Annotated in this window: 27 protein-coding genes; 14 read left to right on the top strand and 13 right to left on the bottom strand. The window is 69.6% G+C overall.

Annotated elements, in window-relative coordinates; genetic code table 11:
* Positions 1-13: 13 nt before the first annotated feature.
* From FK531_RS20250 to FK531_RS20265, 4 genes are read left to right on the top strand one after another with little or no spacing between them, the layout of a single operon-like run.
* Positions 14-2317, top strand: a complete 2304-nt coding sequence (locus FK531_RS20250; RefSeq protein ID WP_142102682.1) for a glycerol-3-phosphate 1-O-acyltransferase — start codon at positions 14-16, stop codon at positions 2315-2317.
* Positions 2314-3747, top strand: coding sequence for an HAD-IB family hydrolase (locus FK531_RS20255; RefSeq protein WP_142102684.1), 1434 nt, complete (start codon positions 2314-2316; stop codon positions 3745-3747). The genes FK531_RS20250 and FK531_RS20255 overlap by 4 nt, the downstream gene beginning before the upstream one ends.
* A 52-nt stretch (positions 3748-3799) precedes the next feature.
* Positions 3800-4438: a DUF4232 domain-containing protein gene (locus FK531_RS20260; RefSeq protein ID WP_246098288.1), complete on the top strand. Its 639-nt coding sequence runs from the start codon at positions 3800-3802 to the stop codon at positions 4436-4438.
* A gap of 26 nt (positions 4439-4464) precedes the next feature.
* Positions 4465-4821 (top strand): iron chaperone, encoded by a 357-nt coding sequence (locus tag FK531_RS20265; protein ID WP_142102686.1) that lies wholly within the window; start codon positions 4465-4467, stop codon positions 4819-4821.
* Positions 4822-4824: 3 nt separating this feature from the next.
* Here the strand turns inward: FK531_RS20265 and FK531_RS20270 are convergent, their stop codons facing one another.
* Positions 4825-5484 (bottom strand): class F sortase, encoded by a 660-nt coding sequence (locus FK531_RS20270; RefSeq protein ID WP_246098289.1) that lies wholly within the window; start codon positions 5482-5484, stop codon positions 4825-4827.
* 115 nt (positions 5485-5599) lie between these two features.
* Complete coding sequence (locus FK531_RS20275) at positions 5600-7141, bottom strand: hypothetical protein (RefSeq protein WP_181763050.1); 1542 nt, start codon at positions 7139-7141, stop codon at positions 5600-5602.
* On the opposite strand from FK531_RS20275, the gene FK531_RS22505 reads away from it, so the two are divergent.
* Together FK531_RS22505 and FK531_RS20280 are read left to right on the top strand one after the other, a co-directional pair.
* On the top strand, positions 7116-7322 hold the full coding sequence (locus FK531_RS22505; protein WP_181763051.1) for a hypothetical protein: 207 nt from the start codon (positions 7116-7118) through the stop codon (positions 7320-7322). The two genes, FK531_RS20275 and FK531_RS22505, sit on opposite strands and share 26 nt — an antisense overlap.
* 343 nt (positions 7323-7665) lie before the next feature.
* Positions 7666-9033: an FAD-binding oxidoreductase gene (locus FK531_RS20280; protein ID WP_142102689.1), complete on the top strand. Its 1368-nt coding sequence runs from the start codon at positions 7666-7668 to the stop codon at positions 9031-9033.
* 1 nt (position 9034) lies between these two features.
* Here the strand turns inward: FK531_RS20280 and FK531_RS20285 are convergent, their stop codons facing one another.
* From FK531_RS20285 to FK531_RS20305, 5 genes are all read right to left on the bottom strand, one after another.
* Complete coding sequence (locus FK531_RS20285; RefSeq protein WP_142102691.1) at positions 9035-10531, bottom strand: WXG100 family type VII secretion target; 1497 nt, start codon at positions 10529-10531, stop codon at positions 9035-9037.
* A gap of 1 nt (position 10532) precedes the next feature.
* Complete coding sequence (locus tag FK531_RS20290) at positions 10533-10922, bottom strand: hypothetical protein (protein WP_142102693.1); 390 nt, start codon at positions 10920-10922, stop codon at positions 10533-10535.
* 41 nt (positions 10923-10963) lie between these two features.
* Positions 10964-11488: a DUF3558 domain-containing protein gene (locus FK531_RS20295; RefSeq protein WP_142102695.1), complete on the bottom strand. Its 525-nt coding sequence runs from the start codon at positions 11486-11488 to the stop codon at positions 10964-10966.
* An 81-nt stretch (positions 11489-11569) separates the two neighbouring features.
* Positions 11570-11953: a hypothetical protein gene (locus tag FK531_RS20300; RefSeq protein ID WP_142102697.1), complete on the bottom strand. Its 384-nt coding sequence runs from the start codon at positions 11951-11953 to the stop codon at positions 11570-11572.
* Positions 11954-11988: 35 nt separating this feature from the next.
* Entirely contained in the window at positions 11989-12516 is a 528-nt protein-coding gene (locus FK531_RS20305; protein ID WP_290367640.1) for a DUF3558 domain-containing protein, read from the bottom strand.
* A gap of 312 nt (positions 12517-12828) precedes the next feature.
* On the opposite strand from FK531_RS20305, the gene FK531_RS20310 reads away from it, so the two are divergent.
* Both FK531_RS20310 and FK531_RS20315 read left to right on the top strand, forming a co-directional pair.
* On the top strand, positions 12829-13890 hold the full coding sequence (locus FK531_RS20310) for a TY-Chap domain-containing protein (protein WP_142102699.1): 1062 nt from the start codon (positions 12829-12831) through the stop codon (positions 13888-13890).
* A 52-nt stretch (positions 13891-13942) separates the two neighbouring features.
* On the top strand, positions 13943-14896 hold the full coding sequence (locus FK531_RS20315) for a GTP pyrophosphokinase (RefSeq protein ID WP_142102702.1): 954 nt from the start codon (positions 13943-13945) through the stop codon (positions 14894-14896).
* A gap of 78 nt (positions 14897-14974) precedes the next feature.
* On the opposite strand, the gene FK531_RS20320 is transcribed toward FK531_RS20315, so the two are convergent.
* Both FK531_RS20320 and FK531_RS20325 read right to left on the bottom strand, forming a co-directional pair.
* A complete protein-coding gene (locus FK531_RS20320) occupies positions 14975-15205 on the bottom strand; it encodes an AbrB/MazE/SpoVT family DNA-binding domain-containing protein (RefSeq protein ID WP_142102704.1) in 231 nt (76 codons plus the stop codon).
* Between the two features lie 52 nt (positions 15206-15257).
* Positions 15258-16238, bottom strand: coding sequence for a hypothetical protein (locus tag FK531_RS20325; protein WP_142102706.1), 981 nt, complete (start codon positions 16236-16238; stop codon positions 15258-15260).
* A 101-nt stretch (positions 16239-16339) separates the two neighbouring features.
* Here FK531_RS20325 and FK531_RS20330 point away from each other — a divergent pair, with 101 nt between their 5' ends.
* From FK531_RS20330 to FK531_RS20355, 6 genes are all read left to right on the top strand, one after another.
* Complete coding sequence (locus FK531_RS20330; protein ID WP_142102708.1) at positions 16340-19567, top strand: DEAD/DEAH box helicase; 3228 nt, start codon at positions 16340-16342, stop codon at positions 19565-19567.
* 165 nt (positions 19568-19732) lie between these two features.
* Positions 19733-20014 carry a type VII secretion target gene (locus FK531_RS20335; RefSeq protein ID WP_142102710.1) on the top strand — a complete coding sequence of 94 codons (282 nt, stop codon included), beginning with the start codon at positions 19733-19735 and terminating at the stop codon, positions 20012-20014.
* On the top strand, positions 20014-22428 hold the full coding sequence (locus tag FK531_RS20340) for a TPR repeat domain-containing protein (RefSeq protein WP_142102712.1): 2415 nt from the start codon (positions 20014-20016) through the stop codon (positions 22426-22428). Before FK531_RS20335 ends, FK531_RS20340 begins: the two co-directional genes overlap by 1 nt.
* A gap of 59 nt (positions 22429-22487) precedes the next feature.
* Positions 22488-23195, top strand: a complete 708-nt coding sequence (locus FK531_RS20345; RefSeq protein ID WP_181763052.1) for a hypothetical protein — start codon at positions 22488-22490, stop codon at positions 23193-23195.
* A gap of 29 nt (positions 23196-23224) precedes the next feature.
* The gene (locus FK531_RS20350) at positions 23225-23989 is read left to right on the top strand and encodes a hypothetical protein (protein ID WP_142102716.1); all 765 of its coding nucleotides are present in this window, start codon (positions 23225-23227) and stop codon (positions 23987-23989) included.
* Positions 23990-24102: 113 nt separating this feature from the next.
* A complete protein-coding gene (locus tag FK531_RS20355) occupies positions 24103-24381 on the top strand; it encodes a GNAT family N-acetyltransferase (protein WP_142102718.1) in 279 nt (92 codons plus the stop codon).
* A gap of 13 nt (positions 24382-24394) precedes the next feature.
* Here the strand turns inward: FK531_RS20355 and FK531_RS20360 are convergent, their stop codons facing one another.
* The 4 genes from FK531_RS20360 to FK531_RS20375 are packed head-to-tail and all read right to left on the bottom strand — an operon-like array spanning position 24395 to position 26803.
* Complete coding sequence (locus tag FK531_RS20360; protein ID WP_142102720.1) at positions 24395-25003, bottom strand: hypothetical protein; 609 nt, start codon at positions 25001-25003, stop codon at positions 24395-24397.
* Positions 25004-25044: 41 nt separating this feature from the next.
* Positions 25045-26199, bottom strand: coding sequence for a hypothetical protein (locus tag FK531_RS20365; protein WP_142102722.1), 1155 nt, complete (start codon positions 26197-26199; stop codon positions 25045-25047).
* Positions 26199-26486 carry a hypothetical protein gene (locus FK531_RS20370; protein ID WP_142102723.1) on the bottom strand — a complete coding sequence of 96 codons (288 nt, stop codon included), beginning with the start codon at positions 26484-26486 and terminating at the stop codon, positions 26199-26201. Before FK531_RS20370 ends, FK531_RS20365 begins: the two co-directional genes overlap by 1 nt.
* On the bottom strand, positions 26483-26803 hold the full coding sequence (locus FK531_RS20375) for an SAV_915 family protein (RefSeq protein WP_142102726.1): 321 nt from the start codon (positions 26801-26803) through the stop codon (positions 26483-26485). Before FK531_RS20375 ends, FK531_RS20370 begins: the two co-directional genes overlap by 4 nt.
* Between the last annotated feature and the right edge of the window lie 53 nt (positions 26804-26856).

Raw genomic sequence — 26856 nt, forward strand, 5'->3', positions numbered from 1 at the left:
GGGGAACAGGGCGATGACGGCGCACGTGGAACGGCCACGGGTGTATCTCACCGAGTCGATGACCGAGACCGAGTCGGGCGTGCTGCACACCTGGCTCCGGCTGCAGAGGGACGCGTCGGGCGGGACCCCGGCGACCGTCACCATCACCGATCAGAGCCTCACCGCGCTGACCCGACGCGAGGACGACCCGCTGCTCACCCCCGTGCGCGTCGTGTGGCTGCCGCCGTCGCCGGACGAGACGACCCCGCACAAGCTGCGCGAGGCGCTGTCCCCGCGGGACCCGCTGCATCCCGGCCGCGGCGCGCAGCGTCGGGTGCTGCGCAGCGACCCGGAGCGCTGCCGGGTCATCGCCGGCGAGCCCGCGCCCCTGAGCGACCTCGAGCGGCGGCTCGCCGATTCCGGTGGCGGGTCCCTGCCGGAGTTCATCCGCAGGCAGGCGGCGCTGACGTTGGAGCGTGCCGAGCGCGGACTGCTCGGCACGCAGTACAAGGTGTCGAGGTTCGTCGTCGACGAGATCACCGACTCGACGCGCTTCCACTCCGGCGTGCGGGACCTGGCCGACCGGCTCAACCTCAGCGTCAGCGAGGTGGACGCGCGGTCCCGCGGGGCGCTGGGCGAGCTGGTCGCGACCCAGAGCCGGCGGGCCGTCGCACTGTGGGATCGGTTGGGGCGCTACTTCTCCCGCGCATATCGCCTGGACGTGGACACCTCGCGGTTCGAGGAACTGCGCGAGCTGAACCGCCAGCACTCGCTGGTGTTCCTGCCCAGTCACCGCTCCTACCTCGACCCGCTGGTCCTGCGGCCCGCCCTGGTAGCCAATGACCTCCCGCTCAACCACGTGATGGGCGGCCTCAACGTCAGCTTCTGGCCGATCGGGCCGATCAGCAAACGCAGCGGCACGGTGTTCATCCGCCGCAAGTTCGGCGACGACGAGGTGTACAAGTGGACGCTGCGCGAGTACATCCGCTACCTGCTGACCAAACGGTTCAACCTGGAGTGGTACATCGAGGGCGGCCGCAGCCGCACCGGCAAGCTCCGCCCGCCGCGGTTCGGCATGCTCACCTACCTGACCAAGGCCTTCAAGGCGTCGGTGGTCTCCGACGTGTACCTGGTGCCGGTGTCGCTGACCTACGACCAGCTCTACGAGGTGGGCGCAATGGCGGCGGAGGCGCACGGGGCCCCGAAGCGGAAGGAGGGCCTGCGCTGGCTCGTCGGCTACGTCCGGGCACAGGGGCAGCGCACCGGCGTCGCGCACGTGACGATCGGGCGACCGCTCTCACTCGCGGAATCGCTGAGCCAGGAGGAGGATCCGCGGCTGGCGATCCAGAAGACGGCCTTCGAGGTGTGTCACCGGATCAACGAGGTCACCCCGGTGACGGCGTCGTCGCTGGTGATGCTCGCGTTCCTCGGCATCGAGGACCGCGCGTTGACCGTCGCTGAACTCGGCTACATCCTGGGGCCGCTGGTCGACTACATCGTCGCGCGAAAGCTGCCCACCGCGGGCGACGTCGACCTGATGAACCCGCAGGTGATCCGCACCGCGCTGTTCACGCACGTGGATTCGGGGGTGCTGCGCCGGTACGACAAGGGCGACGATCGGGTGTACTACCTGGGCAAGGACCAGCATCTCGTTGCCGCCTTCTACCGCAACACCAGCATTCACTTCCTGGTGGTGCGCGCCATCGCCGAACTCGTGTTGCGCGCCGCCGTCGAGGAGCGGTTCACCGATCCGATCGCGGACGGCTGGGCCGAGGCCAAGCGCATGCGGGACCTGCTCAAGTTCGAGTTCTTCTTCAGCGACCGGGACACCTTCGAACGGGAACTGCGCACCGAACTCGACCTGATCGATCCCACCTGGGAGGACGACCTGTCCAACCCGCGGTACGCGGAGAACATCCTCGCCGGCGTCCGGCCGTACCTCGCGCACCGGGTACTGCAGCCGTTCCTCGAGGCCTACGAGGTGGTCGCCGACCAGTTGGTGCTCGCGCCGGTGTCCACGACGTTCGACGAGGAGAAGTTCGTCGCGCACTGCCTCGACATCGCCCAGCAGCGCCGGCTGCGCCAGCAGATCGCCAGCAGCGAGTCGGTCTCCGGTGAACTGTTCGCGACCGCGCTCAAGCTGGCGCGAAACCGCGGCCTGGTCGAGTCCGACGACGCCGACCTCCCGGCGCGCCGGGAGGTGTTCGCGCGCGAGATCCGGAAGACGGTCGAGCGGCTGCGGCGCATCCGCGCGCTCGCGCACGCCCGCCTCGACACCCTCGCGGAACCGCCCGACCGACAGGAGGGTCCGGCCCGGACCGAGGAGACCGGACCGTGAGCAGCGTCGAGGACCTGCACCGGGCGATCGCGGCGGCCCCGCCCGGGCCGGGCACGCTGGCCGCGTTCGACCTCGACGGCACCCTGATCGCCGGCTACTCGGCCAGCGTCGTCTACCGGGACCGGTTGCGCCGCTTCGACATCAGCCTGGAGGAGCTGCTGCGCACCACCGGCGCCGCCATCGACACCCAGTTCCGCGGCGCCGACGTCGGCCGGCTGATGCAGATCGGGGTGCAGGCGCTTGCCGGTCGTCAGGACGACGAACTGCGCGAGTGGGGACTGCGACTGTTCCGGCAGGAGATCGCGGGGATGATCTACCCGGAGGCGCGCGGGCTGCTCGCCGCGCACCGGAGGGCCGGGCACACCGTGGTGATGGCGACCTCCGCCACCCCCTACCAGGCACAGTTCGTGGCCGAGGACCTCGACATCGCGGACGTGCTGTGCAGCCGGCCGGAGGTCGAGGACGGGATGCTCACCGGCAAACTCGCGGCGCCACCGCTGTGGGGATCGGAGAAGGCGAAGGCACTGGCCGCGTACGCGGACGGTCGCGGCGCCGACCTGGGTGACGCGTTCGCCTACTCCAACGGCGCCGAGGACGTGCCGATGCTCGAGTCGGTCGGACGGCCGGTGGCACTGAACCCCGACCGCGGGCTGACCAGGGTCGCCCGGCAGCGGAACTGGGCGTCGGTGACGCTGCGCAAGCCGCAACGCGGGGCGACGCCGCTGTCCACGGCCCGCACCGTCGCGGCGATCGGCGCGCTGATGACGACCGCCGCGGTCGGCGCGTCCGCGGGCCTGCTCACCCGCAGTCGCCAGACGGGCGCCAACCTGGTCGGCACGGTCGGGCCGGACGTGGCGCTGACCATCTGCGGGATCACCGTGCAGATCGCCGGTCGTGAGAACGCGTGGAGCGAGCGGCCCGCGGTGTTCATGTTCAATCATCAGTCGTCGCTGGACATGCTGGTGATCGGCAGCGTGATCCGCCGGGACGTGACCGGGGTGGCCAAGAAGGAGGCCGCGCGTGATCCGCGGTTCATCCCGGTCGGGGCGCTGCTGGACGTGGCGTACATCGACCGGTCGGACACCACCAAGGCGAAGGCGGCGCTCGAGCCCGCGGTGGACAAGCTGCGCGCCGGCATCTCGATCGCGATCGCACCGGAGGGCACGCGCTCCCCCACCCCGCGCCTGGGCCGGTTCAAGAAGGGCGGCTTCCACCTCGCCATGCAGGCCGGGGTGCCGATCGTGCCGATCGTCATCCACGACGCCGGCGAGTTGATGTGGCGCAATTCCCTTGTCGCACATCCGGGGACGGTGCACGTCGAGGTGCTGCCGCCGGTGTCGACGGTGGGGTGGACGACGGGGAAGCTGGACAAGCACGTGCGCGAGGTGCACGCGATGTTCGAGGCCTGCCTGCACGCCGGGCACCGCTGAACCGGGGTAGGTTCGGACCCGACCGGGTCGGGCAGCAGAAGGAGGCAGGGCCGTGATCGGTACTCGCGCAGCCGCGGCGGTGTTCGCCGCTGCCCTCGCGCTGGCGGCGGCGGGGTGCAGCTCGGGCACCTCGAACGACACGGCCGGCGTCACCGCGGCGCCGCCCGCGGTGTCCGAGACCGCCCCCGAGGCCACCGGCGGCGGACCCACCGGCGCGGGCGAGTCCACGGGTAACGCGGCATCCACCGCGACCGACCGTCCCGCCGCGGACCCGAATGCCTGCACCGCAACGGAACTGACGCTGACCGCGGGCCAGTCCGAGGGCGCGGCAGGTTCGGTGATCATCCCGCTGGTGTTCACCAACAAGGGCGCGCGTACCTGCGTGCTGGACGGGTTCCCGGGTGTCTCGTACGTGACCGGCGAGGGCGGCACCGAGGTCGGCGCAGCGGCGACCCGCGCCGGTTCGAGCGCCGGTCCGGTGCGGTTGGCACCGGGCACGAAGGCGACCGCGAACGTGCGGGCCGTGCAGGTGCTGAACTATCCGTCCAGCGACTGCGTCCCCGGCGCCGTCGGCGGGCTGCGGGTGTTCCCGCCGAACGCGTTCGACGCACTGTTCCTGCCGCACAGCGGCACCGGCTGCACCCAGCCCGGAGTGCATCAACTCGAAGTGACGGCGGTGGTCGCGGGCTGACCACCCGCATCGACGAGAGGTGGCTCGTGGCAGAGAAATTCGTGACCGTGGACGAGTACATAGCGTCCTTCCCCGACGACGTGCGCGCGATCCTCGAGCAGATCCGGGCGGCGATCCACAGGACGGTTCCCGAGGCGACCGAGAAGATCAGTTACGACATTCCCACCGCGACGCTGGACGGGAAGCACCTCGTGTACTTCGCGGGCTGGAAGCACCACGTGAGCGTGTACCCGCTGCCCGCAGGCGATCCGGAGTTCGAGCGGGAGTTGGCTCCGTACCGGTCGGGCCCGGGGACGGCGAAGTTCCCGCTCGGCAAGCCGGTGCCGTACGAGTTGATCGAGCGGATGGTGGAGTTGCTGGTGGAGCAGCGGGCGACAAGTTAGCCCTCACGCCACGGCGTCGGCGTACAGGTAGATGTTGTCCGCGTAGTCGCCGACGCCGTTGTCGTAGGTGAGTTCGCCGCCGCAGGTGACCACCGCGAGCCTGCGCGGCCCGGTCGGACCGTCGAGCACGCTCTCCTCGACGCCGTCGGCCTTGGGTCGCTCGACGACCCGGGTCACCCGCCACACGGTGGTCCGGCCGGCGTCGTCCGAGGTGTGAATGATGTCGCCGGGCCGCATCAGCGCCAGGTTGAACAGGGCACCGTTGCCCTGGCCGATCATGTTCACGTGCCCTGCCAGCAGGGTGGTGCCCTGGTCAGCGGCGAGTGCCGCACCGTCGCGCCAGATGCCGACCGTCTTCACGTCGTTCGGCGGAGTGAGCACTCCGCCCGGCACCGTCGACACACCGATCGGCGCCGAAATGCCGATCCTCGGCATGGACAGGATGCGCGGTGCCATCGCCGCGACATCGGGTTGGTCCGGGGCGGGCGACGCCGCCGGATCGGAGGCGGACACGCTCGGCGGATTCGGATCCACAGACTTCGGCGCCTGCGGGGCGCCCGACAGCATCACGCCGCCCGCCACCAGCACGACCAGCGCCAGCATCAGACCCGCGAGCGCCCAGACGCGGCGTGGTCGCCGCCGATGCCGTCCCGTGCCCGTCATACCCGTCCGTTCTCCGCGCTCGTCGTCATCCACGTGAAACGCCCGGCCCGGGGGACTCCCGGACCGGGCGTTTCGTCGATCTCAGGTCAGGCTAGCCGCCCAGCCGTGGCTCGGCCTATCCGCGCAGCCGGCGCACGGCCAGGACCGCCCCGGCACCGCCGACCACCAGCAACACCAGCGCCAGGCCGATGCCGGTCTGGGTGTTGAAACCGAGACCGGCCTCGCCGCCGTCGATGGCATGCGGGCGCTCACCCTGCTGGCCGCCGTTGCCGGGGGCCGTGGTCTGCGGGGTGGTACTCGGCTGCGCCGGAGTGCTCGGAGTCGTCGTGCTCGGCTGCGCCGGCGTGGTCGGAGTCGTCGTGCTCGGCGGAGTCGTCGGCTTCGTCGGGGTGCTCGGGCCGGTCGAACCGGTCGAGCCGCCGTTGCTGCCGGATCCGTTGCTGCCCTCGCCGTTGCTGCCGAGGTCGCTGCTGCCGAGCGCGGCGCTACCCAGACCGGCGCTGCCCAGACCCGCACCGAGGCTGCCGAGTGCGCTGCCGGTGCCGAGGCTGCCGAGGCCACCGAGGCTCCCGAGTCCGCCGAGGCTTCCAGTGCTGCCGAGCGAGCCGGTGCCCTCGTCGTCGACGAAGACGGCGTGCGCGGTGGCCTTCAGCTTGGACGAGGTGGTGTCGAAGGTCGCGAAGACCTGGCACTCACGACGGGGCTCGCCCGGGTGCTCGACATCAGAGTTGGCCTGGTTCCAGTGGATGTTCTGCACCGGCGAGCCGGTGCCCGCGACGGAAAGGTCCACCCGGCCGTCCGTGTCCGAGGTGACGCACAGCGTGACCTTGGTACCCGCCGCACCCGAGCCCTTCACGACGATCTTGTCGCCAGTGATGACGGCGTCGCCCCCGCACAGTGTGACAGTCGCGTTCGGCGGCAGGGTCAGGTCGAGTTCCTGGTCGTACAGGTTGGTCGTCAGGGTGAACTTCGCCGTGTCACCGACCGGGAGTTCGTCGCCGGGAGTCGGGTCGGTGCGCTGGAGCTCGAGCACCACCTTCTCGTCGGGCATCGAGGCGAGGATCTCCTTCTGCTTCTCCTTGCCGATCAGCTTGTCGCACAACGCGGCGTCGCCGACGCCGTAGTCCGAGATGCACCAGACCGCGTCCTGCAGCGCGTTGCGGTTGGCCTGCGACGAGTTGTTGGTCCAGGTCGAAGTGCCGCCGTTGTCCGGGTAGGTGTGCGGCCACTCGACGCCGTTCAGCAGGAGGAAGCTGATGATCTTCTCCTGGTCGGCCGAAAGCTTCTCGTTGCCCTTCTTCGGCAACGTCGGGCCGACCGGCTCGCCATAGTCGTTGAGCTGCGTGCCCGGCTCGACGGGCTCACCGGTCATTGGGTTCGTCCAGCCCTCTGTCGCGACCCCGGCACAGGTGCCCTTCTCCGCGTCGGTGCAGTACATCCACTCGGCGACCGGCTTGCCGTCCACCATGCGGACACCGCAGATCGGCGGGTACTGGATGGTGATGTCGTCCTCGGGCAGGTTGCCGTACAGCGGCACAACGTTGCCTGCGTTGTAGCTCTCCAACCGCGTCCCGATGAGGGTCAGCTGTCCCGCGAGGGGCGTCCACGCGGTCGCCTCACACACCGGTGCGGTGAAGCTGCCTGCCGCGGCCTTCACAGCAGGCTTCGTGGTCGCGGCCGGTGCCGTGGTCGTGGCCGGTGCCGTAGTGGTGGTCGGCTGGGCAGGCTGGGCCGGCTGGGCGAAGGCGACGCCCGCCCCACCCGCGCTCACCAGGGCCATCGCGCCCACTACTGCGATCCCCGCGCGGACGCGCGACAACCAGGGTCGTTTCGACTGACTTCTCACTCAAACCATCCTGAGTTCGTTTGACAAATTCACCCCGTAGGGCCCACCCCGGAATTCGTGCATCGGAGCAGCGATGTGCGCCACCAATGGGTAGCGGCGCGGTAACTGTAAACCATGCCCAGGGAAATACTCAGGTCACGACTTAGTAAAGTTCCGACTACCTGCAGCTCAAGAACCACATTGTGACCAAGTCGACACCGTGCGCGTCCCGGACTGCGGCCTCGGCGCAGCGGCACGTTTGCCGGACGCTCGGATGCGCCCCGAGCGGGAGTGCGGGACGCTTCTACCCCGCGCGCCGCGTGACTATCGACGGTGGACCGGCGAAGGATGGTGCCATGACCGCCGACCTCACCGCGCTCGCTGCCACCCTCCCCGACGGCGCGCTGCTCACCGACCCGGACGTCACCGCCGGCTACCGCCAGGACTGGGCCGCCGACCCGAACGCGGGCACCCCGCTCGCGGTGGTCCGGGCGACCTGCACCGAGGACGTGCAGGCGGTGATGCGGTGGGCCACCGCGCATCGCGTACCGGTGGTCCCGCGCGGCGCCGGATCGGGACTGTCGGGCGGGTCGTCCGCGGTGGACGGCGGCATCGTGCTCACCACCGAGAAGATGCGCGCCATCACCGTCGACCCGGTCACCCGCGTCGCGGTGGTCCAGCCCGGACTGCTCAACGCCGCGGTCAAGCGGGCGGTCGCCGAGCACGGCCTCTGGTATCCGCCGGACCCGTCGTCGTTCGAGATCTGCTCGATCGGTGGCAACGCGGCGACCAACGCGGGCGGGCTGTGCTGTGTGAAGTACGGCGTCACCACCGACTACGTGCTCGGCCTGCAGGTGGTGCTGGCCGACGGCACCGCGGTGCGGCTGGGTGGACCACGCCTCAAGGACGTCGCGGGACTGTCCCTGACCAAGCTGTTCGTCGGCAGCGAGGGCACCCTCGGCGTCATCACGGAGATCACGCTGCGGCTGATCCCCGCGCAGTCGCCGGCGTCGACGCTGGTCGCGTCCTTCGAATCGGTGCAGGACGCCGCCGACGCGGTGCTCGCGATCACCCGCACGATGCGGCCGGCGATGCTCGAGTTCATGGACCAGGCCAGCATCAACGCGGTCGAGGACTCGGTGCGGATGGGCCTGAACCGCAACGCCCGCGCGCTGCTGCTCGCGCAGTCCGACGCGCCCGGGGCGGCCGCCGCGGCGGAGATCGCGACGATGGTCGCGGCCTGCGAAAGTCACGGTGCGACAGAGGTGTTCGCCACCGACGATCCCGAGGAGGGCGAGGCGTTCACGGCGGCACGAAGGGCGGTGTTCCCGGCGGTGCAGGCGCTGGGCACCCTGCTGCTCGAGGACGTCGGGGTGCCGATGGACGCGCTGCCGCGACTCATCACCGGCGTCGAGGAGATCGCCGGCGACTGCGACGTGCTGATCTGTGTGGTCGCGCACGCCGGCGACGGCAACACCCACCCGCTGATCGTGTTCGACCCCACCGATCCCGGCGAGGTCGATCGGGCGCACCTGGCGTTCGGCCGGGTGATGGACCTGGCGGTCGCGCTGGGCGGGACGATCACCGGTGAGCACGGCGTCGGCCGGCTCAAGCGCGACTGGCTGCCGAATCAGTTGGGCGAGGACGTGATGGAGTTGACCCGGCGGATCAAGACCGCGCTCGACCCCGACGGAATCCTGAACCCGGGCGCGATCCTCAAATAGGTCAGGCCCCGAGCACCGGCGGCGCGACCTTCGGCAGGCTGCCGACGATCTCGTTGCCGTTGTCCACGTTGATCAGGTAACCGGGTGTCTTGTGCTCGGTGTCCTCGTCGCCCCGGCCACGGGCGCCCGCGCCGGGCATCATGCCCGCACCGGGTGCGCCGGGCTTGCCCGCGGCCGCGGCCCCGATCGACGCGCCGGTTCCGGCCGACGCGGGCGCGCCCGAGATCCCGCCGCCCACCATTCCGCCGGGGACCCCGCCGCCGAGGCCGGCCGATCCCCCACCGAATCCGGACGAGCCTGCGCCGCCGCCGCCGCCGCCGTATCCGGAGCCGGTGCCCGTTCCTGTGCCGCCGTGTGATCCCGTGTAGCCGCCCGCGGCCGGTCCGGCACTCGGGGCGTAGCCGCCCGCGAATCCCGCGCCGGGTCCCGCGCCGTCGGCGGACGCGGCTGCGGGTCTGGTCCAGGCGGAGGTCGGATCGGTCTGCGCGAGAGTCGAATTCGCGTTCGGGTTCGACGCGGAAGTCGCGTTCGCGCCGTTCTCGCCGGCCCGGTTGGTGGCGGCGTCGGTGGTGGTCGGGTCGCCGGGCGCGCCGTGGGTGGTCGTCGGCGCGCTGCCGGTCGAGTCGGGGCTGTGCGCCCCGAAGCCGGTGGGGCCGGACGGGTTCCACGCGGAACCGTCTCCGGTGCCACCGCCGATGTCGGCGCCCGGCTCCGGGAACGGTGTCGACTGGCCGGTTCCGTTCGTGACGTCGAGCGGGGTCGGCAGTGCGGGCACGTTCGTGTCGGCCTGCCTCATCACGGGGGTGTACACGGTCTTCATCACCTGAATCGCCTGCTGATGCGCCTCGTCCCGTTCGTGCAGCAGCGACTTGATCATGCCGGCCTGCGGGAGGACCGCATTGAAGGCGGCCTCGAGGATCGAGCCCTGCGCGACGGGCGGCACGGTCGCCTTGACCTGGGCGATGCCGGTCGCGGCCTCGGCGACCTTGCTACCGATCAGCTGACCCGCGACCGCCAGTTCGTTCGACGCGGTGGCGTACTTGGCGGTCGCCTCCCTGGCCGCCTCGGCGCCGTCGCCCTCCCAGCCGGCGCCGATCTGCGTCGTGATGTCGGTCTGGAACTTGGTGAGTGCCTGCTCGAGCGAGTTGCCGATCTGGGTCCAGCCCTGCGCGCTCGCCTGAATCGGCCCCACAGCCATCTCGTCGACCGCCGCCGTGATCTCGGCGTGCGACATCGAGTCGAAGCTGTCCGCGGTGGTGATCGCCGGCGGGTCGTACCGGCCGCCGAATCGACCGCCGAGGTCCGACTGGGTGCCGTAGATGTCGGAGCGTTCGGAGTTGCCCGCTTCCTGCTCGTTCCGGAGGCGGCTGCGCTCGCTCAGGTCGTAGCCCGACACGATGTCGATCATCTTGTTGCCGGGGTGGCGGGCCAGTTCGGTGACGTCGGCGCCGAGCCGGACGAGGTTGTCCTTCAGGTCGTCGAGGCTCGGAAATCCCATGTCAGTTCCCCCTCATCGTGGCGCCGGCGCTGTCGATCCCGCGCGCCGCAGCGGCGTCCGAGGCCGCGTACCTGGCTTCGATCTCTTCGAACACGTGCTGCATCTGCTCGACCACCTTGATGTGGTCCGCGATTGCCTGGTCGAGCGAGTAGTCGCCGTTGGCAGCCTTCTTCTCGAACTTGGCGGCGAGGGCGACTCCGGATTTGAGTTGGGTTCCGAAGCCATCGATGCTGGCCAATCCCATTGCGTTCCTCTTGATCTCCACCAACTCGATCAAAAAGGCGGAACAACGCTGCGCGCACTGGCGAGCAACGCCTCGATTCAAGTGAAGTTGACCTGATGCAGCGCTCGCCGCGAGCGAGTTCCATTGCGATGGCGCGTTGTCAGTCATTCGAACCCCCATCCGTGATGGCGGATCCATTGAAAGTTGGGTCACCGGGGAACATATGGCTCCAACCCACGCGCCGATCGCAGCGCTATCGCGCAGCGATCTTCGGATGTCGAATCCGCTGTGTTGAGGATTGCCCTGACAAGCACTGCGCCGGTTTCAGTGCGAAGCGCGATGTCGCAAAGCTCCGCCCTGTGGTCGCCTACTTCCTGGTACGACACCGCCTCGCGACTTCCGACCTGCACTGCCTCGAAGTTCGTGTTCCGTGGGTTCAAGCGGACTTCCTCGAAGGTCCTGGTCGTCGCGAATACCGACAAGGTGTAGCCCTGTCCCCTCCACCCGCAGATATTCCAACCCGGCTGCTTGACGCCTTGGATGTCGCGCGACGCAGTGGCCGGATCGACACCCACCGCCTGCAACGCATCATCAGGAATGTCGTCACACGGACTGAACACCGGCTCCCCCGCCGCCGCCCCGACCGCGTCAGCCTTGCCGTCGACCGCTCCCGACCCGCACCCCGCCAGCAGCAAGGCGGCACCGACCACGCCGACCATCACCTGCACGCGCACCCGCCACCCCCTCACAGAATCCAGACCGATCCACTCAGACAGACGCAGCAGTGCCGCACCTGGTTCCAACCACCATCGGAGTCACCCCGGCAAAGGCGCGCCGGCACTTGTGATCCGCGTGGTTCCCGACTCCTCCACCGAGATGAACTTTGCACCGATCTGCTCGAACAAGCGCTGCATCTTCTCAACGACCTCGATGTGGTCCGCGATCGCGCGGTCGAGCGAATAGTCGCCTCCGGCCGCCTTCTTCTCGGACTTCGCAGCAAGGGCAACGCCGGAACGGAGACGGGTGCCGAAACCGTCAACTTTTGTGAGCCCTTGCGCATCTAGTTGCAGGTCCATCAAGCGGGCGACGAACTCGGAGCAGCGCTGAGCGCATTGCTGGGCAACGTTGGGGTCGAGGTAGAGCTGTCCTGCCTGAACTGATTCGCCGAGACGATCCCAATTTGAATCCGCTTCGCTCATGAGCAACCCCTCCGACATCTGAACATGACCGGTCCCTATTCCGGGATGTACGCGGCAAGCGCGCGTGTCCGCTCAACAGCTACAACACATGGGTCCTTGACCACTGGGTCAGTACCGAGGTAAGAAACCGCAATCAGTACCGCACCACCACTTGCGCCGATCGCAACATCGCAGTTTCGTCGGGCTTGGTCCGTATTTTCCCGATATGAGAACGCGGTCCGACCAGAGATATCGACCGGAGAGAACTCTGTGTTCTTCCTGTTGTCGCGCACGTCGTCAAGGGTGTGGGAAGTTGCCAAGACGCTCAACGCCGGGCTCGCTCCTCGCCACTTGCAGATGTTCCACCCCGGCTGCTTGACCCCGGCAATGTCACGTGTCGCCGTCGTGGGATCCAGGCCAATCGCGGCCAACGCATCACCCGGAATGTCGTCACACGGACTGAACACCGGCTCCCCCGCCGCCGCCCCGACCGCGTCTGCCTTGCCGTCCACCGACCCCGATCCGCACCCCGCCACCAACAACGCTGCGCCGACCACGCCGACAACCCCGACCGCTTTCCGCACCCGACACCCCCTCGCAGATTCCAGACCGGTCCACCTAAACAGACGCAGCCACACAGCGTCCCGTTCCGTCGAGACCCGATCCATCAACCCGTCGCGCCCCGAATCACCCCGTCACCTGCGCGTTCGCCGAAGCCGCGCTCCCTCCAACCCCACCGGCACCACCAGCAACAGCCCCCGCCGGGCAGTCTCACAAATCCGGTCTTCCACGGTCCGCGCCGCCTCCGGCAATCTGTCCGAGGTCCGCGCTAGCGTGGTGTTGTCGGCATGCCGAGGAAGGTCGGCAGTACGCAACGCGAGACATGAGGGGGAATCATGGCCGGGTTCGAGGGGTTCGACACCAGCGTCGAGCGTGCCTGGACCGACTTCCAGGTGCGGTTGGCCGACATCATCGCCGCGATGCGCGAGGACGACCTGCTCGCGCTGGAGCTGGGCGAGGAGTCGACCGTCGAGGGCTTCGTGCCGTGTGTGCAGTTCCTGGCCTGGGGAGCCGGTGAGGTGCGCTGCGAGGTGCCGTCGAACGCGTACCTCGACCCGCGGCACCGACTGTCCGCCGCGGACGAGCAGCGCCTGGTCGAGCTGGGCTGGCACCGTCCCACCCGCCAGCCTGACGACGAGCCGGACGCCGGGTCGCCCGCGTTCTTCGTCGACAAGCCGGCGAACTGGGCCGACCAGCTCGCCGCGATGGCGGTCACGGTCTTCCGCGAAACGTGGAGCGTGCCGCACCCGAGCTTCCTGCGGACCGAGGCGGTCGGGACCATCGAAGCGCTCTCGATCGACCCGGTCGAGCTCGACGACGAGGAGTCCTTCGCCCTGGACCCCGGCGCGGCAGTGGTGCCGCGCGACGACGAGCACCTCTACCAGCTGGTCGCGCTCACCCTCGCCCGACTGTTCGACGAGCCGCCCGGCGACGACGAGCACAGCGACTTCCTGCTCGCGCTCGGCCGCGTGGTCGGGTTCGTCGGACCGCACCTCGACGGCGGCGAGGTGCAGGTCCGGGTGCCGCTGGTGCGCGACGTCAGCGACCGCACCCGGGCGAGCGAACTGATCGCCGACCTGAACCGGCGGTGGCCGCACCTGAAGTTCACCCTGACGACGGACCGGGTCGAGGTGTGGGCGGCGGTGCTCGCGAATCCGTATGTCCCGCAACACCTGATCGACATGCTCGAGCAACTGTTCGCATTCGTCCGGACCGTCGACGACGCGTTCGCGGACCGGTTCGGCGGGCACCTCGAGGGCCTCTCCGAGCCGGACCCGGCGCCGATGGAGGTCGACCACGGCGAACTGACCCTCCCGCCGCCCGCGCCGCAGCCGCTGCGGCAGATGGAACTGTTCAGCGATCCCGGGGAGCAGACGCTGTTCGACGAGCCGAACTGACCGGCGCCCACCCACACACCTGAAGACCCGACGAGGAGCCCCGATCGCGATCATGGCGACCAAGAAGAAGGCGGACAACGTCGCCACCCTGGTCAACGAGCTCTACGACCAACGCGAACGCGCCTGGGCAGCCGCGCTCGTCACCGCCCAGACGTTCCTCGAGACGCTCGCCGACGACGTGCTCGAGGACCTCGACCGCGACCGTCTCAACGCCCAGACCGCGCGCATCAAGGACCGCGACCGCACCGCGGACAAGATCCGCCGCCAGGTCGCCGAGGGAAAGATCAAGCGCCCCACCACCCCCGACGCCATCGCGGAGTCGCTGCACGACCTGATCGGCATCAAGGTCCTCTGCAAGACGCCGCGCGACCTCGCCGCGTTCACCGAGAAGCTGAACGAGGCGTGCACCTCGCCGACCTGCTCGGTGCGACTCGCGGTGCCGCCGAACGACTACGTGACCCACCCCAAGGACAGCGGGTACCGGGCATACCACGCGATCCTGCTGGTCAAGGTCGCCACCCACGCGGGCGACCTGAGTGTCAAGGTCGAGGTGCAGGTGAAGACCCTGCTGCAGGATGCGTGGGGCGAGCTCACCCACGAGGACATGTACAAGCCCGGTAAAGCCTTGAAGCCGAACGAGTTCCACCGGGACGTGGCCCGCAAGATGGCCGAACTCCTGGACAGCGTCGACACCATGGCCGACCTACTCGCCGCCGAACTCGACCGGCAGACCGCGGAACTCGACGCCGGCCCGGACGGGACGCCGTCGAACGGGTCGGACGAGCCGACGGTCTACGCCCGGATCACTCGCACCGGCCCGAGGTACGCCCTCGCCGTCGGCGCGGACGGCAGGCAGGGGCTGATCCCGGCGCGGTCGGTCCGCCGGGTCGTCGGGTCGAGCGCCCGGATCAACGTCAACGACTACCTCGAGGTCGGCGACACCGTCGACGTCCGGGTCGAGGAGACCGACACCGCGCTGTACTACCACCCGGTCGCGATCGGCTGAGTCGGGCGAACTCCCTCACAGGCCGAGGTGCAGCCGCAGCGCCCTGTCGATCAGGAATCCCTACTGGCGAGGTGCGCGTCAGTCTTCTCTGGTCAACCGGAGCAGTTCGTCGGTCGACAACCTCCTGTTGCCGGAACCACGGAGCGCTGCCACCGCGCGGTCGCGTCGATCGAGGCGCGGGCTGTCCGCCCGGACAAAGGTGACGACGCCGTCACACTCCTCGAAGTCGACCTCGGTCTCGGGCACCAGGCCGTACTTGTCGCGCAGGTGCTTCGGGATGGTCACCTGCCCCTTGCTCGTGATCCGCATCCACCAATCGTGCGCCTGCGTCCCGGTGTAAGGATCGAACTCCGGCCCCGATCTACGAGTGAGAATCAGTTCGCCGCGCTGGCGCCACCACGTCCCGCCTGATCGGAGCGTTGCGCCGCGCGGCCTTGGCCCCGCGTCGCATCCGCCGCGCGACCCGGAACCGCTCACCCAGCGGCGGCGGCCGCAGCAGCTCGCACACCTGTGGGCTGTCGAGGAGCTCGCGTCGTTCCGGGTTGTCCCGGAGCGTGCGCAGCAGGTCCATCAGCGCGTTCGGTTCGGTGACGAGGAAGTACGCCATCACCGTCGTCTCGTCGTCGCTGTCGTAGGGCAGCCGCTCCGACAACGGGCGCGGGGTCCGCGTGCGGATCCGAATCACCGGGTTGCGCACCTCCAGGGTCGACCCGACCACCAGTTCGTCCGGCACGAACTCCACGATCTCCTCCCACGGCACGAATGCGTCGACAGTCCTGCCCCAGAACAGCTTTCGGACTCGGGTGCGCCGGCGGACACCGCCACGATGCACCGTCAGTACGGTCTCGTCGCCGAACCCGACCACCGCCAACGCCACCAGCAGTCCCATCGCACCGGCGGCCCCGAGCCACAGTGCGTCGAACCCGTTGTCCGGGACCAGCGGATCAGGTGACGTGCCGCGCCGTGCGAACGCGGCCGCGCACAACACCAGCCCGAGCACCGCCACTGCGCCGAAAAACACGACGATCGGCCACCGGTAGCGGCTGGTCGGGATCTCGAGGCCCGGCCCGCGACTCTCGTCGCGGCGCGGCGTGATCCGACTCGACAACCGCAGATAGCGCAGTCCCGCGACGCGCACGTAGGTAGCGGCGCAACCGCCGGACAGCACCACCATCGCGAGGCTCACCGCGTAGACGGCCAGATCGCCGGACCGGCCGGCCTCGACCGCCATCCACACACCGAGCAGCGCCATCGCCGCCATGAACCCGGCGACCAGAACGCAGCCCCACCGCAAGTCCTGCGGCCACCACGTCCGCTCGCCCGCGCCCGGTTCCCCCGTCACCGACACCCCAGTCCCCCTCGTCGATCCCCCGGCGACGCTAGCAGCGGCCGCCGACACCGCGGCGGTCGAACACCGTCACCGCCACCGACTACCGTCGACCCATGCTTTCGCCCGCCGACCGCGACCACACCCTGACCACCCTGGTGCGGGCCGTCGGCCGGACCACCTACGACCGCGGCGTGCGCTACGCCCGCGCCGGTTCGGTGCTCGAACTGGACTGGATCGCCGACGAGCACCGGGCGGTCGGGCTGGTGGACGGCACCGACCTGTACCGGACGAGCGTGCTGTTCCGGCCGCACACCGATCGGCTCGAGTTCACTCGCGGCGAGTGCAGCTGCCCGGTCCGGCTGAACTGCAAGCACGCGGTCGCGGTGACGGTCGCACTGCTCGAGCACTCGGAGTCGGTGGCCGACGCGGCGCCCCCGTCCTGGGAGGACCTGCTCGACGCGGCGCTCGGGACGGCGGACCGCCCCGCCGGAGCGGTCCCGCTGGCGCTGCAGCTGACGCTCACCCCCGGACCGCGGTCGCAGTTCTGGCGGCTGAGCGCCCGACTGGCCCGGCCCGGCCGCGCCGGCTGGGTGAACGCGAACATGACCTGGTCGGGTCTGCCGTCGATGCACGACGTCGATCCCCGGCACCGCGACCTGCTCATCGAACTGCACTCGATGCACCAGGGTGCGCCGCGTGGCCGGCGGGTCTACGGGTCCGTCGAGAAGGACCTCGACCTCACCACCGTCGCCAACCCGCGACTGTGGACACTGCTCGACGAGGCGGTCGACGCCGGCATCGAGCTGCTGTACCCCCGTCCCGCGCTCGGGACGGTCCCCCGGCCCGGCACCGCCGAGCTGTGCGTGGACATCGACGAGTCCGCGGGCGGGCTCGAGGTCACCCCGACCGTGCGCGTCGACGACTCCGAGCTGCCGGTGGTCGTGCTCGGCTTCTTCGGCTCGGACGCGCACGGCGTGCTCTACCTGCGCCCCGGCGACACGACCGCGTCCACCCCGAGCGTGTGGCCGTTCCGGCTCGCCCGACTGTCCGGCGCCGCCCCGCCCGCGATGCAGGAACTGGTCGCCGCGAACGCGTCGATCACCGTCCCCGCCGCCGACGCCGACCGGTTCGCCACCGCCTACTACCCGCGGCTGCGGCGCGCGGCGACCGTCCGGTCGGTGGCCGACTCGTTCACCGCGCCGACGATCGACGGCCCGCACCTGCTGCTCACCGTCGCGTACCGGACGGGACACCGGGCCCAACTGCACTGGCAGTTCCGCTACACCGTCGGCGCCACCGAGCACACGGTGGAACTGCGACCCGACGGCGGCGAGTCGTTCCGCGACGTCGAGCGCGAGCACGCGGTGCTGGCCGGGCTGGACGCGCCGCTCGAGGCGTACGGGCTGCGCGCCGGCGGGGCGGTGCTGGCGCGGGTGAGCCTCGACGGCCTCGACACCGCGCGGGTGAGCACCGAACTGCTGCCGCTGCTGCGCGGACGCGACGACGTCGAGGTCCGCGTCGAGGGCACCGCCGCCGACTACCGGGACGCCGGCGAGAGCGTGCAGATCGGGGTCGGCACCGAGTCCACCGACGACGGCGACTGGTTCGACCTGTCGATCGCCGTCCGCGTCGAGGACCGGCCGGTGCCGTTCCGGGACCTGTTCGCGGCGCTGACCGCCGGCGAATCCCACCTGCTGCTGCCGGACGGCGCGTACGTGTCGCTGGACCGGCCGGAGCTGCAGCGGCTGCGGGAGCTGATCACCGAGGCCCGCGACCTGCACGAGCAGGACCCGGACCGGTTGCGGCTGAGCCGGTTCCAGGCGGGCATGTGGGAGGAGCTGGCCGCGCTCGGGGTGGTGGAGAAGCAGGCCGCCCGGTGGCGCGAGCAGGTGCAGGGGCTGCTGGACGTGACGACGGCGTCGCGGCTGGAGGCGCCGGCGTCGCTGCGGGCGACGCTGCGGCCGTACCAGCTCGACGGGTTCCGCTGGCTGGCGTTCCTGTGGACCAACCGGCTCGGCGGCATCCTCGCCGACGACATGGGCCTCGGCAAGACCGTGCAGTCGCTGGCGCTGATCTGCCATGCGCGCCAAGTCAATCCGGCCGACCCGCCGGTGCTGATCGTCGCGCCGACGTCGGTGGTGGCGAACTGGGCGGCGGAGGCGGCGCGGTTCGCCCCGCACCTGCGGGTGGTCGCGGTGTCCGAGACCGGTACCAAACGCGGTGCGGCGCTGGCGGAGTCGATCGAGGGCGCGGACGTGGTGGTCACCTCGTACACTCTCGCCCGGCTCGACGACGAGGAGTACGCGGCGCACCGGTGGTCGATGCTGCTGCTCGACGAGGCGCAGTTCGTCAAGAACCACCGCTCCAAGGCGTACCAGTGCATGCGGCGGATCGACGCGCCGACGAAGATCGCGATCACCGGCACCCCGATGGAGAACAACCTGATGGAGCTGTGGTCGCTGCTGTCGATCAGCGCGCCCGGTCTGTTCCCGAGCCCGACGAGGTTCGGCGAGTTCTACCGCAAGCCGATCGAGTCCGGCGGCGACAGCGAGCTGCTCGCGCAGCTGAAGCGGCGGATCCGGCCGCTGATCCTGCGGCGCACCAAGGAACAGGTGGCCACCGACCTGCCCGCCAAGCAGGAGCAGGTGCTCGAGGTGGAGCTCACGCCCCGGCACCGCAAGCTCTACGACACGCAGTTGCAGCGCGAACGGCAGAAGATCCTCGGGTTGGTCGAGGACGTGGACGCCAACCGGTTCACCATCCTGCAGTCGCTGACGCTGCTGCGCCGGCTGTGCCTGGACGCGGCGCTGGTCGACGAGAAGCACGCGTCGGTCGGGTCGGCGAAGGTCGACGCGCTGCTCGAGCAGCTCGAGGACGTGATCGACGGCGGGCACCGGGCGCTGGTGTTCAGCCAGTTCACCGGCTTCCTGGACCGGGTGCGTCAGCGCCTCGACGCCGAGGGTGTCGGCTACACCTACCTCGACGGCCGCACCCGCGACCGCGCGAAGGTGTTGGGCGAGTTCAAGACCGGGGACGCGCCGGTGTTCCTGATCAGCCTCAAGGCCGGCGGCTTCGGCCTCAACCTCACCGAGGCCGACTACTGCTTCCTGCTCGACCCGTGGTGGAACCCGGCGTCCGAGGCGCAGGCCGTGGACCGCACCCACCGGATCGGGCAGACCCGGAACGTCATGGTGTACCGGCTGATCGCGAAGGACACCATCGAGGAGAAGGTGCTGGCGCTGCAGGCCCGCAAGTCGGAGCTGTTCACCTCCGTGGTGGACGAGGGCGGGGCGTTCAACGCCGGGCTGTCGGCCGAGGACATCAAGGAGTTGCTGGGCTGACGGCGCTTCGCGCCCTGTGCGCGCGGTTCACCCCAACTGGGGTAAACCGCGCGCACAGTACAAAGCGGGAACAATCGCCCGCGAATCCATCCGGTAGGTTGTTCGTCGATCGGGGGGATCGCTCACCACGCTGTCGGGTGCGCGAGATCGAACGGGGGGACAGTGATGAAAGTGGATACCGCGGCGCTGCGCGCGTTCGCGTCGGCCGTCGACGACGCCGGGACCGCCATCGACGCCATCCAGGCGATCGACACCGGGACGGCACTTCCCGGCTCGACCACCGGCCCGGCGTGCGCGCAGGCAACGACGTTCGTGGAGGGCGCGTACCTGCGGGTTGCCGATCGAATGAGGCGGATGGGCACCATCGCCCGCGGCAACGCGAACGAATTCGACGTCACCGAGAGCGAGTTCACCGACCGGCTCGGTTCCATGGGCGCGCAGGTCTGATGCCGACCCTGCCCGAGGTCCGGAGCTGGAACCCTGCCTCCCTCTCCGACGCGGCCGACCGTCTGACTGCCGCCGACACCGCGTTCACGACCGAGACGGGTCGGGTGTCGGCCAAGCTGGTCGACCTGCACCACGACTGGACCGGCGCCGCATTCGACGCGGCCCGCTACCGCGTCGCGACCGAATGTGCCGCAGCCGCAAGGGTATCGACCGAGGTGACAGAACTGGCCCGCGCTCTCACCGACGGCTCCCGGCGGTTGCACAGCGTCCGGGAGGTGGCGCTGGCGAAGGTTGCCGCCGCGGAGTCCGACGGATGCCGGGTCGGCGACGACTGGTCGGTGTCGGCGGGGTCGGGGTCAACGGAGCGCGACGCCGTCGATGCCCACCGGTGGGCGATCGGGCGCGCCGTCGACGACCTCGTCCGGGAGGACGGCGAGGTCACCCGCCTGGTGGAGGACGCCGCCCAGCAGGTCCGCGCGCGCGGCGACCAGGTCGGGGACGGCGCCGACCTGTCCCGTCCGGCGGAGGAGGGCGCGGCGCGGCTCGGGCGCGAAGACGGCGAAGCTCTCGCCGCGGCAGCCGCGCACGGCGACGACGCCGCCCTGTCGCGTATCGCGGAGCAGCTGCCCGCGCAGGTGTTGACGCCGTCGGAGCTGACCTCGCTCGCCGCGGGCGACGAGGTGTCCACCGTCCCGCAGTCGGTGCGGGACTACTACACCGAGTTGTACCGCGCGGCGGGCAAGGACGGCGTCCTCGCGCTGGGCGATCACCTCAAGGCCCAGGAGGTCGCCGGCAATCCGGGCGCGGGCCGAGCGCTGAACTCGGTGGCGAACGGGTTGATGCTGGTGTCCAACGAGAAGGTCAGCAGCGGCCGCAACCCGGACGGTTCGCTACGCTCCCCCGGCTCGTACGCCAACCTTCCCGCAAACCTGCGTGAGCTCGTCTCCACGCGCACCAACGGGCCGGACAAGAACGCGACCACCTACCCCGGCACCGGCCAACTGGCCGACCAGACCCGGTTCTTCGAGGACACGCGGCGGTTCGGCGCGCTCGCGAAGGAGGCCGAACCCGGCTACCTGCCTGGTGTCGAGCTGTCCCGCGAGATGACGCGGCAGGCCGCGAGTCTCGGTATTCCAGGCGGGGTGTCGGCGTTCACCGGCCACCCCGGATTCACTGTCGGCACCGAGTCCGTGGAGCAGTCCATGCGGGACTACCTGGAGGTCTCGGGCCGCAACCACGAGGCGACGACGCAGTTGCTCACCGGCCACGGGTCGCCGGACCAGCCCCTCGACGGCGGCTACTCGCCGGTCAAGACCATCGCACCGTTGCTGCGCTACGACTGGTCCGAGGATCAGGGCGCGCCGGCGTTGTTCGACTGGATCGGCGAGCACGCGACGCCCGGACCCGAGGTCAGCGTCGCCCAGTCCGAGCAGGCGGGCAGCGCCGCGACGGGACTGATCCGGCTGATCACCGAAGGCGGCGTCGACGGTCAGATCGGCACATTCGAATCGCTGATGAACCTGCCCGACAGCGACGACCGGTCACTCGGCTCGCTCAATCCCGCACTCACCCAACAAGTCGCGGGTGCGGTCACCCCGTACCTCGACGCGATCGCGATCGCCCCCGACTCCGAGGTCACCACCCACGGGTTCTCCCGCGCGGAGGCGCTCGGCCCCAACGCGGACATCGGTGCGATCCGGCTCGCGACACTGATGAACACCGACCCGACCGCCTCCGCCGCGTTCAACGGCGCGATCGTCGACCGGACCAACGACTACGCGGGGCGGTTCGGGGAACTGCACGGCGAGACGTCCTGGGACCGTAACGCTCTCGGGCAGGCGAGCGGCAGGCTCCTCGGATACATGGAGCAAGGCCTGCGAGCGGAGGCGTACGACGGCGGACTCGACGACGCCGCGGCAGAGGCCAAGGCGGCCGGCAGCACCAAACTGGCGGTCGAGGTGGCCACGAAAATCGGTGTCGGAGTGGGTGGTCCGCTGGCCACACCGCTCGACGTCGCATCCTCGTTCGTCCAGCAGGGCATCGAGCCCGAGTATGCGCCTCTTCACAAGGAGGCCTTCGCCGTCGACGCCGATGGATTGGCCGCCCAGCGGGCGTACCGGATGTTGGCCGCGGTCACGGCGAAGGAGCCGGGGCTACTCGAGTCGGCCTTCGGAGGCGAGTCACACAGTTGGCTGCAGGATGGCCGGCTCCGCGCGTTTGACGAGATCATGACTCTCGACAATCGAGCGAGCCAGGGAAGCAAGCTGCAGTCCGCCGCAGAGGAGCTGCTCGACCGCGCCGGATTGAGATTCGAGCGATTCAACGACGCGCTCGACACCTCGCGCGGCGACCTGTCGGGTTACACCACGGATGCCGACCATTACCGGAGCCGAATTCTGAGGGGCGAGAGATGAGACTTTCACGTCGCAGAACTTGGCCCTTGGCGCTGGCGGCCTCAGTTGCGCTGTCTGCGGTGTCGTGCGGCTCCGACGACCAACCCGAACTCGGACCGACAGCACCGTGGTCGGTGTCCTTCCGCTGGGACGACACCGACCCGACCGTCGACCTCGAATCACCGGCGGTGCGGTCCATTCGAGCGGCCGCCGAGAGCGACCAGATCGAAATGGGCATCGGCCGCGACTACACCTATCCAGGCTATCCCGAGGCCGCCGGCCCGAACGGCACTGTCGGCGGCAAGATTCGGATGGACGATACCGCCGACGAGATCGGCACCCTCTACTTCAAGCTGGTAGTACGGACCGCATCAGAATCGTCGATCGACGGTGTGTTGTGCCGTGACGAGACCGGACAGTCCCGTGACGTCGACGGTCACTTCCCCCTGCCTGACCCCAGCAGATCACTTTCACTCTGGGCGATCAACGTCACCGCCGAACGCGCCGACTCGCCCAATGACACCCCCACAACGTCACCCACGATTCCGCAACGCGAACCGGTGATGCCGGAGATGACCGGTCCGGTAGGACGAACGGCTCGACCATCCGGCAACGTGTTCGGAGACTGGAAGATCACTCGCTACAACGGCGACTTCTCGACCCCGACGCGGCAGCTGTGCTACCCGTGGGTCGAGCAGCGCTGGGGCGGCCCCACCCCGCCCGCGCCGTCTCGTTCCGACCAGGAACCACCGACGATCGAGCCGTTCTACCCCGGCTGGCAGAAGTGAACGGCTCACCGACTATGCACATGCTCCGAATGAGGACAACGCGAATCTGGTCGGCGACGTTGGTCTCAGCTCTCGCATTGTCGTGCGCCGCATGCGGCTCCGAGGACCAGCCCGAACTGGGACCGCCCGCACCGTGGTCGGTGTCCTTCCGCTGGGACGACACCGACCCGACCATCGACCTCGAATCACCCGCGGTGCAGGCCATTCGAGCGGCCGCCGAGAGCGACCAGATCGAAATGGGCATCGGCCGCGACTACACCGACCCGGGCTATCCGGAGGCAGCAGGCCCGAACGGCACTGTCGGCGGCAAGATTCGGATGGACGATACCGCCGACGAGATCGGCACCCTTCACTTCAAGCTAGTAGTACGGACCGCATCAGAATCCTCGATCGACGGTGTGGTGTGCCTCGACGAGACCGGACTGTCGCGCGATGTCGACGCGCACTTCCCGCTACCCGATCCCAGCAGGTCTCACTCACGTTGGGCGATCAACGTCACCGCCGAACGCGCCGACTCGCCCAATGACACCCCCACAACTTCGCCCACGATCCCGCAACGCGAGCCGGTGATGCCGAACATCGCCGGCCCCGCAGGTCGGACGGCTCGACCATCCGGCAACGTGTTCGGAGACTGGAAGATCACCCGCTACAAAGGAGACTTCTCCACCCCGACGCGGCAGCTGTGCTACCCGTGGGTCGAGCAGCGCTGGGGCGGTCCCACCCCGCCCGCGCCGAATCGTACCGACCAGGAACCACCGACGATCGAGCCGTTCTACCCCGGCTGGCAGGACTGACCGGCACCTCGCAGGAGTGCACGGCGGGAACAGCCACGCGGAGCGTTCGGTTGAATCCGAGGCATCCTGCGCATGTAGCGTGCGAAGTGAGGACACCGACGAAAGGACCGACCGTGGCCGAGCGTATCGAGCACAAGCCGGAGCAGAGCACCTTCGAGATCTACGTCGGTGATGCCCTCGCCGGTCACGCCGACTACACCGAGATCAGTGGCGTGCGGACCTTCGACCACACGGTCACCGAGCCCGACTTCCGCGGGCAGGGCATCGCGGGCAAGGTCGTGACGGCCGCTCTGGACGCCACCCGCGCCGAGGGGCTCAAGATCATCGCGGGCTGCTCGTACGTGGAGAAGTTCGTCGCGGAGAACCCGGAGTACAAGGACCTGCTGGCGTAGCGGCGGGGCGCAGTCAGCTCGACCGGCGCCGGGCCGTTGCCTGTCCCGCAGGGAGTTTCAGCACCCGCTGCGCCCGCGGCGTCACCTCGCAGTTCCCGTTCGCGATCGAGTGAAGCATCCCGTTGTAGACGAGGTCCCACAGCGCGATGTTGGGCTGGATGTCCTTGATATCGATCGCCGGGGCCTGGCGGCCCGATGAGTCGGTCAGCCGGATCACCCGCTGGATCCCGTTGATGACCAGCTCGATCTTCACCAGCTCGTAGGTGTTCACCCAGGCGCGGTCGTTCTGCACCCAGGTGGCACCCGCCGCGAGCCACGACTTGCGGACCACGCGTGGGTAGAACCACAAGGCCGACGCGAAGATCGGCCAGTAGATCCAGTCGGTGATCCAGTCGAAGTTCTTGTAGTTCGCAGTCAACAATGCGGCGCCCAGGAACCAGGTTCCGGCGGTCGCGTACCAGCCGTCCCTGCGACGGTATTGGCTCCACTCGAGGATCGGCCCGGCCCCGTCCGGCAGGGGCGGTTGCTTGAGCGGTGCCCGATCGGTGGGTGTCGGTCGGTCGCGTGCGGTCAGCCGCGGTGCGTGCGGCGGGCGGGGCTCACCGGTTTCCGGATTCGGCATCGGGGCAGGACTGGACCATCCGAGTGCATTCCGCGGTGACGTCACTCGAACACCCCCGAGACCCAGCGCCCCACGGCGCCCGCGCCGTCGGAGATTCCGTCCCAGTGGTCGATGACGGCGCCCACCCCGAACGCGACCCCGAGGCCGGCCCCCACCGCCAGCAGCGTGACCGGGCCACCTGATGCACTGGCCAGAATCAGACTGGTCGCGGCGCTGCCGGCGACGAAACCACCGACGTCCTTTCCGACCGCCTTCGCCACCTCACCCCCGTCCTTCGCAGCGTGGACGTCAGCGACGGTCTGCATCCCGGTGAGAAACACCCCCACGTACGGGACCTTCGACCCCACCTTCGACAGCGTTGACGCGCCGGGCCCCGTGAGGGTCTTGGCCATCGCCTGACTGAAGGCGTTGTCCGTCATACCCAGGACCAGTTTCGAGTTCGCCGCAGCAGCGCGTTCCGCGGCCTCCGCGGACTTCTCGAACACCCCCAACGCGCGCGCCGCCTGGGCCTCGCGGAACGGATCACCGCTCAGCGCCGCCTCGGCCGCGACGGTCCGGATGGTGTCGAGTTGAGCGGCACGCGTCGCGGCCGTGACTCCCCAGGAGTCGGCCTGCTCGACGACTGTGCCGATGTACCCGGTGACCGCGCCGGCGGTCAGCCACTGCCACTGCTTCTTCGCGTCGTCGACGAGCATCTTCGTGCCCTCGACGGTCTGGTTCAGGACCGAGTGCGCGCTGCGCTCGATTTCCCGTGCCTCCTCGGCCAGCTGCAACGCCGCCTGATACGCCGCGGTTTGCCGGGCCCGCAACTCGTCGCGTGCCGGATCGTCTCCGACGGCGCCTTCGTCGACCGGGTCGCCGATGCTCTCGGCGGTCACCGCCAGACCGCCGACGGCAGCCACCTCCGAGGCCTGCCGCATGCGAGCCTGCACCGTGCCCAGGTCGTCCGCGAAGACTCGGATCGCCTTGCTCAGTTCGCCGGCCCGATCCGCCACGTCGATGGTGCCGGTCCCCATCGCGCCGACCCGGTCGCGAAACTCGTCGCCCGTCTTGCTGTGCCACTGCGACTCGGAGCGATCGCGAGCGTCGAAGAAGCTGTGTGCCTGCTGCTCCGCGCCGCTGGCCACGGCCGCGAGCGAATTCGCACAGTCAGTGCACGAGGCCGGATCGCCCGCCACCCGAATGTCGATCGGCATCAGCGCGGCACCCCCTTGGCGCCGGCGACCCGCGCCGCGTTCGCGCCCTCGGTCGCATCGAACTCCGCGGCGTTGGCCTGCACGAGGTCGGCCGCGTTCGCCGCCGACAAGGCGGCGGTCGACATCGCCTCCGACAGCGCCACTAGCAGCTCCGCCACGACACCGCTCGACGCGCCCGCGTCGGGGATTGCCGGGGCATCGACGGCCAAGTTCTCGAACCCCTGGGCGCCGTCCGCCAAGACGACCGCCAGCTCGCACAGGTTGTCGACCATCATCCCGTCGCTCATGGTCGGGCCTCTTCCAACCAGCTCTGCGGTGTCGACGGATCATCGGGTTCGTCGGCCTCACCGCGGAGGTCGACGTCCCGCACGATCACGTCGAACTCGGTGACCCGCCGAACCTCGTTCAGCCCGTCCGCGTCGAGCGCCATCCAGGGCTGAATCTCGCTGCAGCAGGCGACCAGGCTTCCGATCGACGAATAGACCGGGAGGACCAGGCCCACACCGGGCACGGTCCGCATCTCGATCTGTGCCACACCCGAGCCGCTCGGCCGCGCGTGGATCGGCACCACTACCACCCCACCGGGCAGATTCCCGTCAGTCATCAATATCACCCCCGTGCACGCGCCGCCCGCAGATGCGGGCTCCCCAGCGCAGT

It is taken from the genome of Rhodococcus spelaei (genome assembly GCF_006704125.1).
Lineage (GTDB): Bacteria > Actinomycetota > Actinomycetes > Mycobacteriales > Mycobacteriaceae > Rhodococcus_G > Rhodococcus_G spelaei.